The sequence below is a fragment of the Bradyrhizobium sp. genome (genome assembly GCF_049798375.1).
Classification (GTDB): Bacteria; Pseudomonadota; Alphaproteobacteria; order Rhizobiales; family Xanthobacteraceae; genus Bradyrhizobium.
Map to the genome: position 1 here is coordinate 1 of NZ_JBARGP010000277.1, position 9,793 is coordinate 9,793.

Sequence of the window (9,793 nt, forward strand, 5' to 3'; positions counted from 1 at the left end):
AGCGCATCGAACAGCGGCGTATCGATGTGTCGCAACACGATCTTCGTTGCGACCTCCGCATGATCGTGCAAGTAGCTTAGCAACCAGATCAGAACCAGTTGATCGTTCGGGCGATTGTCCATCCACAATTCGACGCTGTCGCAGCGCTCGAGGAGCGCGACGAAGCTGCGCTTCGGACCACCGCTCGCCTCAAGGTCGCGATGCGAGGCGAAGTCCAACCAATGGCCACCCCTCGGCTGCCTGGTGCGGCGCGCGAGATAAGCCGAGAGCTTTGCGTCGGACGGCAGCGGTCCCCATACAAATCGGTAGAGAATTGGGACCACGAGGTCGGCAAGTCCGCTGCGCTGAAGCGCGCCAGCACTGGAATCATCAGATGTCAGGATCAGGCGCGTCATCAGCCGCCACCATGCAATGCATACGACACGAAAAGTGCGGACATCAGGTGCGGCGGACTTCAGCAATTGTCCGCGCGCTCGTCGTCAGAAATTCAGATCAAAGTGACTTACAACTGATAGGGCTGGTGCTCTCGGCTTTCCAATGCTCGTGAACGCCAATTCAAACGTGCGCGAAACCGCAGAAGCAAGGCACGTGCAAACGGGCGTTCTGGATGTCGGCAACTCACCATCCAGAAGCGCCCGCTGCCGTCACAGGCTTATTCTTCGGCCGGCTCTTCACCCTCGGCATCGCGCTCGGCATTGCCGGCCAGGATCTGCTCGGCGATCAGGCCGGAGTTCTGCCGGATCGCGGCCTCGATCTTGGCGGTCATATCGGGATTGGCGCGCAGGAAGGTCTTGGAATTTTCCCGCCCCTGCCCGAGCCTTTGACTGTCATAGGAGAACCAGGCACCGGACTTCTCGACGATGCCGGCCTTGACGCCGAGATCGAGAATCTCACCCATCTTCGAAACGCCCTCGCCATACATGATGTCGAATTCGACCTGCTTGAACGGCGGCGCCAGCTTGTTCTTCACCACCTTGACGCGCGTGGAATTGCCGATCACCTCGTCGCGCTCCTTGATCGCACCGATGCGGCGGATGTCGAGGCGAACGGACGCATAGAACTTCAGCGCATTGCCGCCGGTGGTGGTCTCGGGCGAACCGTACATCACGCCGATCTTCATACGGATCTGGTTGATGAAGATCACCATGGTGTGGGATTTGTTGATGGAGGCGGTGAGCTTGCGCAGCGCCTGACTCATCAAGCGTGCCTGCAGGCCCGGCAGCGATTCACCCATCTCGCCTTCGAGCTCGGCCTTCGGCACCAGCGCTGCGACCGAGTCCACCACCAGCACGTCGACCGCGCCCGAACGTACCAGGGTGTCGCAGATCTCCAGCGCCTGCTCACCGGTGTCAGGCTGCGAGATCAGGAGTTCGTCGATATTGACGCCAAGCTTGCGGGCATAGACCGGGTCGAGCGCGTGCTCGGCATCGATGAAGGCGCAGATGCCGCCCTTCTTCTGTGCCTCCGCTACGGTGTGCAGCGCCAAGGTGGTCTTGCCCGAGGATTCCGGCCCGTAAATCTCGACAACCCGCCCTTTTGGCAGACCGCCAACTCCGAGCGCGATATCGAGCCCGAGCGAGCCGGTTGAGATCGTCTCAATGTCCATTGAGCGGTCGTTCTTGCCGAGCTTCATCACCGAGCCCTTGCCGAACTGACGCTCGATCTGGGACAGGGCTGCGGACAGCGCCTTACTCTTATCCATGGAGGAACCTTCGACGATGCGCAGGGCGGTGGCGGACATAGGCGCTCCTTATGGCGGGGATTCGCGTGATGGACAAACGGTTAACGAGGACGAGGCCGATCAATCTTGGGAAGCAACGTACCCTATCTGTTCTATGTTCGCAATATGTTCTTTGCGCAATCTGCGACTGCATGCGAGCAATCTGGAATTTCTGAAGTTGTTGACGGCGCGGCTTTCCCTGCTTTCGCCCGGTAACCGCGTCTTCCCAGGAAGCCTGTGCAGTCACGTGCAGTTATACGCGCGATCATTTTGAGACCGCCGCGGCGGTCCTGACCGTAAGTCAGGTCGAACAAGCCTGCGCCATAGCATGAGCTATCGTAACGGCGCCCCGGGCGTAGGATTCCGCTTTGACCGAGCGAGCTGCTGTTTTTGTTTGTGACGAAACGGGATCCGTCTGCGAGCAATACCCCGAGCGACGCTGGGGCGGCCGGTGGGGTTGCGGCTGCGGGGTGCCCGAAGTGTCGCGCGTCATTGTCGTCCCAGCTGACGAATTCTTTTCGTCAGTCAATTGCGATCTCTTCGAACCCGGTCATCGGAGATACGGCCGGGTGATAGCCTGGATTATTTGCCGATCGCCACCGTGGTCGCGTTCAGGTGAGCGCCACCGATTAGTTCGTTGCCGCGGGCGTTGCGGTCGCATTGCGACGGCGGCCAATGATGGCGAGCAGCAATGGCACCAAGGGGCCGACGACAAAGGCGATCCAGCACCAGAGCCTCGGCGACCGTGCCCGGGCGCGAGCCATGTTGATGGCCAGCGGAATGGCGACAGGCGAACGTTACCACGGCTCCTGCACACCGGGCCGGCCTTGCGTGAAAAGTGATGCACCTCGCGATGCTCGAGCATGGCCGTTGTTTGATGCTCGAAGGCGTTCAGATCGATTGACTCCCGCTCGGGTTCCTTCAGATTGTACCGGATAAAGATTCAACACACGCAAACGGGGTGGGAGGAAGCATGAGGACGCGCGTCTTGGTGTCGGCCGTGGCCTGCGGTCTGGCGTTGACGTTGGGTGGCTGTTTCGAGGGCCCAGCCGGCCCGCCGGGCTCGAAGGGCGAGCAAGGCCCTGCCGGCATCGCCGGACCTGCCGGACCAGAGGGAAAGCCGGGTCCTGCCGGATCCGAAGGCAAGCAAGGTGCCGCCGGTCCTCAAGGCGCAGCGGGGCCGCAAGGTCCCGCCGGTCCTCCCGGCCCGCAAGGTCCTCCTGGACCGCAAGGTCCTGCCGGCACGCCAGGTCTTGCTGGCCCGCCAGGTCTTGCCGGTGCAGTTGGTGGTGCCGGCCCGCAAGGTCTGGCGGGGTCGGCCGGCAAGGAGGGACTGCCCGGCACGGCCGTGCCGATCCGTTTCATCACGCAGTCGAACGGGCCTGGCGGACAAGTCTGCAAGCTCAGATGTGCCGAGGGCGAACTCATCATGGCAGCGGTCTGCAACAATCACAGGCCGCCAGAGGGTGGGACCGGCGAGATCATCGCGAGCTATGTCGGGCCTGACGCCGCGACCTGCACGTCGCGGGCCCCCATGGAAAACGCCTGCGCCGCGTTCTGCGTGAAGCCCTAAGTCATTGGCGTGCTGGTGCAGCAGCGCCACCGCTGCTGCACCACGATTGCCTTGTCGTGCTTGTTCCCGCTATTAGGCAGCATGCAACAGGAACCCGCCATCACGTTGCGGCGGCCAGCCGGCCCGACGGAGTTCGCGCTCATCCATGGCGCGGCATCACTGCATTTCCGCCGCGACGTCCCTAGCAACCGATCTTCTATCCAGTACTGAGCGAAGACTACGCGGCGAAGATGGCGCGGGATTGGAACGTCCCTGCAGTGGCGCCGGCTATGTGACGCGCTTCCAGGTCAGGCAAAGCTTCCTCTACGCCGTGCAGGAGGGCGGCGGCATTGCGCATTTTGAATATTGGATTCCGGCGGAGCACTTGGAGGACTTCAATGCGGCGATGGTCGGCACCATCGAGGTCGTGAAAAAGCTTTTCTTGATTGCGAAAAGTTCCATCACAATCCGGTGTTCTCCTGGCAGGAACGAAGTTCCGCCCAGCCTTCTGCTTTTGTTCGGCACGTCCTGCGTGGATTGATCCGCATCGCTATCAGGCGTTGCATGTCGCATTCTCGGGAACCGAAGTTCCTACGCGCGCGCTATCGCTTGCGCGGTCTCTCCACAACATCAGGGCCACTCCGATCAGCGCAGGAATGCTGATCGGCGCCAAGAAGAACGGAATCATCCATGCGTCGAATTCAGGCCCGTCGCACTGTCGGCCGAGCGCAGGAACGAGCGAGCAGTTCGCCTGCGCCCAGAGAATGGTCAGCAGATAGAAAACCGCCGCCAGCAAGCAGCCGATGTTGAGGATGGTGTCGATGACCTTGTACATCAGGCGGCCTCGGCGGCGCGACTTGGCGAAAATGCGTCATTCCGATGGTCGGAGGGACGGCCCAGCGCGCCCGGATGGTCGCGCCTGGACCCCCCTATTATCGTCCGTTGCAATAAACTTTTGGTTGCGGTATAAAGTTAAGGTTGTAAGAGCAGACGTTCGACACTCGAGGCCATCGTGATGACCACGACGCCGGACGAGCATGACGGATAGCAAACGTCAGACGATCCTGAAAAACGTCGGACGATCCGAAGTGCGCCACGGCGACCGTCGAACGCGGCTGCGGCTTTGATCGTTGGCCTGATGCGACCACCGCGGTCATCTGCAGGCGCTGGGCCCTGAAATCCCACAGCGCCGAGAAAAAGCCCCGGACCTGCGCCCGGGGCTTTTTTGATGCCAGCCTCACGCTGCAGTGGGGCTCATGCTGCGCCGGCAATCCCTTCGTATCGGCTGCGGAATCGCCGCAGAAAGTTGCGGCGGCGCCGCGTTGTCGTGGAACAGTAATTCGTCACGTGCATAATCCCTGCATGAAAAAAGACGACGTGATTTGTCCCGCTTGCAAGGCCGGCTTCCGCCGGATTGAGCTGCTGTCGCGAAGCGGAAACGCGCACGACGTGCGCTGCCCCCTCTGTGACGCGTTGCTCGAAGTGGTCGACGGCTCAACCGAGGTTGCCTACCGCCTCACCGTCGCGCCCGAGAAACTGTTCGAGTGAGAGAAGCTGCGAAACCTCCGCAGCAAGGCCGCGAACGCATCTCATTGCCACAACTACATCTCCTGGTTGAATCTCGACCGTAGTTTCCCGGAATTGATCTGATGGCTGCGTTTACGCTTCCATCAACGCAGTATCAGTAAGGACCCAGCGTCCTGGGGCGGTCAGGGCTCACCGGTTTTGACAATGCCGCTCTATTTCTTCCGCATCCGCAACGGCCGTTTCTCAGGCGCTTCGGAGTATGGCACCGAATGCGCCGATCGCGATGCCGCATGGAAAGAAATGACCACCGTTTGCGCTGACATGGCAGGCAGCATCTCGCGCAAGCTGGCGGAAAATTCCGAGTGGCAAATGGAGCTGCTCGACGAGGCCCGCCAGCCGGTCTTCCGCATTCGGATCGTCGCCGAGTCGCTCGACAGCGCCTGACCTGCAGTCCCAGTCCTGCCCCGCCTGCCGCCGCGGGCCCCTCGTCACCTGCAACGTGCGCCGCGCGGACTATGGGACTCAATCCGCGCTGCGCAGCCGCCGCATCGTGAATTCGATCGCACCGTCGGGCAGTTCCCGCCAGCTTTCCACGGCGCTCATATAGCCCGCCTTTGGAAAGCGGGCAAAAAAGTCGCGCGCCCTCGCCCGCGCTTCCTGGCGCGGCAAGGTGAAGGTCTCGCGCAGATAGCCGTCTGGACCGCTGCTGCTCCGGCGCCGGGCCGCCATCCGGCTGGCCAGATCTCGCGGGCGAAAGACCGGGCCGCCCATGTGCATACTCCGAACACGCTGCAATCCTGCCAATATGGCGATGGACTGCCGTGAATCCGAGTCCCGGAGAACGCGGGCTCAGTTGCTGTTGGCGGTCGCTTTCGGCTTCTTCGCCGCTGTCGCCTTCACAGCCGTCGTCTTCGACGCCGCCTTCGGCGCCTCGGCATTACGGACGCCGCCCCAGGGATCGGACGAGGTCTTCGCATCCGGGATCTTCCTCAGCGTTTCCTTGTAGGCCTTTTCCCGCGCCTCGTCGGCTTCCTTCTCCTCCGGCGTCTTGGTCGGGGTATTATCCTGCAGCAGGTTGATATTTGGCATCTGCGCATGCGACGGCACGAACGGCATCGCCCATCCTGCCAGCAACGCGATCGCCATCGCCACGCTCGTCTTCTTCATTGCAACAGCTCCCTGATATTGGCGGCCTTATAGCATCGCTGGCATAGCCGCCAAGCGCGTTCGGCCCGCGTCTCGCGTCGCCCTCGCCGGGGACGTAGCACCGAATTCGCGGCCCCCCTGGGGATCGCGGAACTTCATCTCTCGATATGATCCGACCGGCAGAAACAACCGGCGCCGCATCGCCCCCGGCTCCCCAACGGCTTCGCACTCTAGGCCGCCATATCAGTCGTTTTCAAGCCACGCACCTGCGACATCCTTGTGGGGGCCGTGGTTTCGGGATTAGCTCGGCAAAAACACCGGGAGGATTTCACACCTATGCCCAGCGGAGGCTCGAACTTCACTATCGAAAACGCGCGTCGCATTCTTGACGATGTCTTCGCGCCCTGGATCAAGGATCTCGCGCTCCGGATCGAAAGCATCACCGAGTACACTGTCGCAGATGCCGCGGAGCCCTATCCCGCGGCACGGCTCCGCATGCCGTTTTCCGAGCGGCTGTGCCGCGACAATGGCGTCGTCTGCGGCCAGGCACTGATGGCGTTCGCTGACACCGCCATGGTGATTGCACTGGTCGCCGCGAACGGCGGCTACCGGCCGATGACGACGGTCGACCAGACCACCCACTTCATGCGGCCGGCCGCTTCCTGCGACGTGCTGGCCGATGCGCGGGCGATGCGACTCGGGCGCACCATGAGTTTCGGCCGCGTCACGCTGTCGAGCGCAGCGGACGGCAAGCCGGTGGCGATGGTCTCGAGCGCGTTTGCCATGCTGTGATGCCGCTGCGCAGCATGGTTAACAGTCAGTCATCGCTTTTTCTGAATCGGTTTCATCGGAATGAAACCAGTTCCGTTCTACATTTTACGTACTTTTGAAACGAGGCGACATCCGGATCTACGGGTGACAGATCATGATGAACGCAATCACGACGGACGACAAACGGATCGCTCCCCGGCACCGGGTACTCAAGCAGGGCAGGCTCGCCTTCGATGGCGGCGGCGCGGTCGACTGCACGGTCCGCAACCTTTCGGACACCGGCGCGCGGGTCGAGGTGGTGACTCCGGTTGGCCTGCCCGAGAGTTTCACGCTCGTGATCCCCGCGGACAAGCTCGCCCGCCGCTGCCATGCCGTCTGGAGCCACGACAAGCGGATCGGCGTCGCCTTCGACAGTTAGGCTCGGGCACGCCGCCACCGCCAGATCACGGTCGTCATCAGCATCAGCACAATCAATGCGCCGAATGCGCCGCCGGCCAGCCGACCGCCGGGACGGTCGATCGTCCGCGACCACAGGGACGGCGTCTCGCCATCGCGCGCCAGCCTGAATGCGACCAGACTATCGCCCAGCGTGGTTCCGGCCTCGGAATGGCCGCCGGCCGCGATCACGACATATTGCTCGCCGTGCCACTGATAGGTCATCGGGTTGGCAACGCCCGGCACCGGCAGCCGTCCCTGCCACAGCTCGGTCCCATCGGCCGCATCGAAGGCGCGCAGATAGGCATCCATGGCACCGGTAAAGACGAGACCGCCTGCGGTGACGACGACGCCGTTGACCAGCGGTGTGCCCCATTTGAAGGCGAGCCCGAGCGGCGCGCGATCCTCCGTGGTGCCGACCGTCGCGTGCCAGAGAATTTTACCGGCTTTCAGATCGACCGCGACCATCTCGCCCCAGGGCGGCGCGTTGCAGAGCAGCCCAAGCTTCGACATCGCGACCGCGCGCGTCATCGCGAATGGCGCGCCGAGCTGCGCCCCGAAATCCACGCCGCGCGGCGGCGTCAAGGTGTCGGCTTCGCTGCGCGGGATCAGCCTGATGATGTGAATGGCATGGCTGACATTGGCGTAGACGATCTGGTGAATAGGATCGAACGCCGCCCCGCCCCAGTTCACGCCGCCGCCGGTCATCGGATAGAGCAGCGTGCCCTGCGTCGATGGCGGCGTGAACAGCCCGTCATTGCGCAATGGCGCGAGCTGCGCCTCACATGAGCGATTGCCGATCAGCGGCAGCCTGAACAGATCGTCGGGGCCGAAAGCCTGCGTCAGCAGCGGCGGCACGTGGGTCGGAAACGGCTGCGTTGGCGACAGCTGCTCGCCATCCGCCCCACCTTGCGGCACGGCCCGTTCCTCCACCGGCCACACCGGCCGCCCGGTGTCGCGATCGAGCACGAATAGAAAGCCCTGCTTGGTCGGCTGGATCACGACGTCGCGCTGGCCTGCGCCGGTATCGATGCGTGCGAGTGTCGGTTGTGCCGGCAGATCGTAGTCCCAGACGTCGTGATGCACGGTCTGGAACGACCAGGCGAGCGCACCGGTCTCGATGTTCAGCGCCACCACCGAATCGGCGTGGTCATTGTTGCCGGGCCGCCGGCCACCGAAGAAATCCGGACTGGGCGAGGATGTCGGCAGCAGCACCAGCCCGCGCGTCTCGTCCACCGACATCGGCGCCCAGACATTCGCATGCCCCGCGGTGATGCCGTCGTGAACCAGCGGATCGAAGCTCCAGCGCAATTGCCCGCTGCGCGCATCGAAGCCGCGCACCGTGCCGGGCGGCGCGTCGACACTCCTGTTGTCGGCGATCGCCGAGCCGACCACGACGACGCCGCGGCTTGCGACCGGCGCCGAGGTGATCTGGAATTCGCCCGGCCATTGCAGCGCATGATCGATCTCGACCTTGACCTCGCCCTGCGCGCCAAAGCCGTCACATGGCCGTCCTGTGCGCGCATCGAGCGCAATCAGGCGTGCATCATTGGTGCCGGTGAAGATCCGGCTACGGCAGGCCGCATCTGGCGCGGCCTGATTGTCGACCCAATAGGCGACGCCGCGGCAGGCATAGCGATTGGCCGGGCGCTGGCGGTCGCTCAGCTTCGGATCGTAGCGCCATTTTTGCGCTCCCGAGCCGGGATCGAGCGCGATCACCTCGTTGAATGGCGTGCAGAAGATCAGGCTGTCCTCGACCAGCAGCGGCGTCGCCTCGAACTTGGTTCTACCTGCCACTGCCCCGATACGTTGATCGAGGTCGCCGGTGCGATACGCCCAGGCCTGGATCAGCCGGTCGACATTGCCCGGCGTGATCTGCTTCAGGGCTGAGAACCGGGTGCCGCCGGCATCGCCGCCCCAGTGCTGCCACCCCTGCGCAAGGGCGGCATGGGGGGAGGCCACGAGCAGGATTGCGGCAACCAGCCACGCGCGCGCGGTCGGGCCAATCGCGCTAGGTCCGCGGCCAAGCCTGCGGCCAAGACTACGAGTGCATGGTTCGGATACCATCAACATGATCGCCTCGGCATCACGGGGGTTCGGAGCCTGACGGGGGTCAGGTCCCCGATCCAACGCATGCTGCCGCGGCTCGTCCATCGCCTTGGGACGGATGGCCGAGCCGATGTGACGAACCGAGTGGCGTCAGGACGAGCGGTGTTCCGACGGGGAGAGGCGGTGCGGCCAGTTACGCGCGGTCCGGTATGCCGCGTCACGCGACTGCGCGGCCGATCGCCGGCGGCCGCGGCGTCATCGCAGGCGGACCTTGCGGATTATTTCGTCTTGGTCTTGTCCGGCTGACTTAGACGCGCGACGCCCCAGGGATCATATTTCTGCTTGGGCTCGGGAATGCGATCGAGCGCGGCCTTGTAGGCCTTCTCGTCCACCTGCGGCTTCTTCGGCTCGGCGCCCTTGTCGCCACCCTGTCGGTGCCGGCCACCGCCGCCTCCACCCATTTGCGCCTGTGCCGGAGCAGCAACGAGCACGATCATTGCCGCGACCGCGAGCCAGATTCGCATTGCCGTCCCCCTGCCTTTGCACGTGACGAATGTATCGTGCGCCGGTCCCACGGCAATCCGGTATTTGCC

The 9,793-nt window shown here is 63.5% G+C and carries 11 protein-coding genes and 2 pseudogenes; 6 read left to right on the plus strand and 7 right to left on the minus strand.

Translation table 11 applies throughout. The annotated features are described in order from the left end of the window. Both WA702_RS11920 and recA read right to left on the minus strand, forming a co-directional pair. A pseudogene (locus WA702_RS11920) lies at nucleotides 1-395 on the minus strand (DUF1835 domain-containing protein); the annotation flags it as partial. 257 nt (nucleotides 396-652) lie between these two features. Further along, complete coding sequence (recA, locus tag WA702_RS11925; RefSeq protein WP_425110724.1) at nucleotides 653-1,741, minus strand: recombinase RecA; 1,089 nt, start codon at nucleotides 1,739-1,741, stop codon at nucleotides 653-655. Nucleotides 1,742-2,693: 952 nt separating this feature from the next. Here recA and WA702_RS11930 point away from each other — a divergent pair. Both WA702_RS11930 and WA702_RS11935 read left to right on the plus strand, forming a co-directional pair. Beyond that, nucleotides 2,694-3,293 carry a hypothetical protein gene (locus tag WA702_RS11930; RefSeq protein ID WP_425110725.1) on the plus strand — a complete coding sequence of 200 codons (600 nt, stop codon included), beginning with the start codon at nucleotides 2,694-2,696 and terminating at the stop codon, nucleotides 3,291-3,293. An 81-nt stretch (nucleotides 3,294-3,374) separates the two neighbouring features. Continuing rightward, nucleotides 3,375-3,705, plus strand: a pseudogene (locus WA702_RS11935) (ADP-ribosylation/crystallin J1); the annotation flags it as partial. 120 nt (nucleotides 3,706-3,825) lie between these two features. Here the strand turns inward: WA702_RS11935 and WA702_RS11940 are convergent. Next, nucleotides 3,826-4,107 carry a hypothetical protein gene (locus WA702_RS11940; protein ID WP_425110726.1) on the minus strand — a complete coding sequence of 94 codons (282 nt, stop codon included), beginning with the start codon at nucleotides 4,105-4,107 and terminating at the stop codon, nucleotides 3,826-3,828. A gap of 527 nt (nucleotides 4,108-4,634) precedes the next feature. Between WA702_RS11940 and WA702_RS11945 the strand changes: the two genes are divergently transcribed. Both WA702_RS11945 and WA702_RS11950 read left to right on the plus strand, forming a co-directional pair. Continuing rightward, nucleotides 4,635-4,820: a hypothetical protein gene (locus WA702_RS11945; RefSeq protein WP_425110727.1), complete on the plus strand. Its 186-nt coding sequence runs from the start codon at nucleotides 4,635-4,637 to the stop codon at nucleotides 4,818-4,820. Nucleotides 4,821-5,003: 183 nt separating this feature from the next. Further along, entirely contained in the window at nucleotides 5,004-5,243 is a 240-nt protein-coding gene (locus WA702_RS11950; protein ID WP_407155452.1) for a DUF6894 family protein, read from the plus strand. Between the two features lie 78 nt (nucleotides 5,244-5,321). Here WA702_RS11950 and WA702_RS11955 read toward each other — a convergent pair whose 3' ends face one another. Beyond that, entirely contained in the window at nucleotides 5,322-5,570 is a 249-nt protein-coding gene (locus WA702_RS11955; protein ID WP_425110728.1) for a hypothetical protein, read from the minus strand. Nucleotides 5,571-5,648: 78 nt separating this feature from the next. Then, nucleotides 5,649-5,966: a hypothetical protein gene (locus WA702_RS11960; RefSeq protein ID WP_425110729.1), complete on the minus strand. Its 318-nt coding sequence runs from the start codon at nucleotides 5,964-5,966 to the stop codon at nucleotides 5,649-5,651. A gap of 315 nt (nucleotides 5,967-6,281) precedes the next feature. Between WA702_RS11960 and WA702_RS11965 the strand changes: the two genes are divergently transcribed. Continuing rightward, nucleotides 6,282-6,737 carry a PaaI family thioesterase gene (locus WA702_RS11965; protein ID WP_425110730.1) on the plus strand — a complete coding sequence of 152 codons (456 nt, stop codon included), beginning with the start codon at nucleotides 6,282-6,284 and terminating at the stop codon, nucleotides 6,735-6,737. Nucleotides 6,738-6,870: 133 nt separating this feature from the next. After that, nucleotides 6,871-7,134, plus strand: coding sequence for a PilZ domain-containing protein (locus WA702_RS11970; RefSeq protein WP_425110731.1), 264 nt, complete (start codon nucleotides 6,871-6,873; stop codon nucleotides 7,132-7,134). On the opposite strand, the gene WA702_RS11975 is transcribed toward WA702_RS11970, so the two are convergent. Further along, nucleotides 7,131-9,119, minus strand: coding sequence for a pyrroloquinoline quinone-dependent dehydrogenase (locus tag WA702_RS11975; RefSeq protein ID WP_425110734.1), 1,989 nt, complete (start codon nucleotides 9,117-9,119; stop codon nucleotides 7,131-7,133). The two genes, WA702_RS11970 and WA702_RS11975, sit on opposite strands and share 4 nt — an antisense overlap. Before the next feature lie 359 nt (nucleotides 9,120-9,478). After that, nucleotides 9,479-9,724 (minus strand): hypothetical protein, encoded by a 246-nt coding sequence (locus WA702_RS11980; RefSeq protein ID WP_425110732.1) that lies wholly within the window; start codon nucleotides 9,722-9,724, stop codon nucleotides 9,479-9,481. Between the last annotated feature and the right edge of the window lie 69 nt (nucleotides 9,725-9,793).

Coding starts and splice junctions, on each gene's coding strand:
- WA702_RS11955 (WP_425110728.1), bottom strand. CDS start 5,570: ATGGGCGGCCCGGTCTTTCGCCCGCGAGATCTGGCCAGCCGGATGGCG.
- WA702_RS11970 (WP_425110731.1), top strand. CDS start 6,871: ATGATGAACGCAATCACGACGGACGACAAACGGATCGCTCCCCGGCAC.
- WA702_RS11945 (WP_425110727.1), top strand. CDS start 4,635: ATGAAAAAAGACGACGTGATTTGTCCCGCTTGCAAGGCCGGCTTCCGC.
- WA702_RS11965 (WP_425110730.1), top strand. CDS start 6,282: ATGCCCAGCGGAGGCTCGAACTTCACTATCGAAAACGCGCGTCGCATT.
- WA702_RS11940 (WP_425110726.1), bottom strand. CDS start 4,107: ATGTACAAGGTCATCGACACCATCCTCAACATCGGCTGCTTGCTGGCG.
- WA702_RS11980 (WP_425110732.1), bottom strand. CDS start 9,724: ATGCGAATCTGGCTCGCGGTCGCGGCAATGATCGTGCTCGTTGCTGCT.
- WA702_RS11950 (WP_407155452.1), top strand. CDS start 5,004: ATGCCGCTCTATTTCTTCCGCATCCGCAACGGCCGTTTCTCAGGCGCT.
- WA702_RS11960 (WP_425110729.1), bottom strand. CDS start 5,966: ATGAAGAAGACGAGCGTGGCGATGGCGATCGCGTTGCTGGCAGGATGG.
- WA702_RS11930 (WP_425110725.1), top strand. CDS start 2,694: ATGAGGACGCGCGTCTTGGTGTCGGCCGTGGCCTGCGGTCTGGCGTTG.
- recA (WP_425110724.1), bottom strand. CDS start 1,741: ATGTCCGCCACCGCCCTGCGCATCGTCGAAGGTTCCTCCATGGATAAG.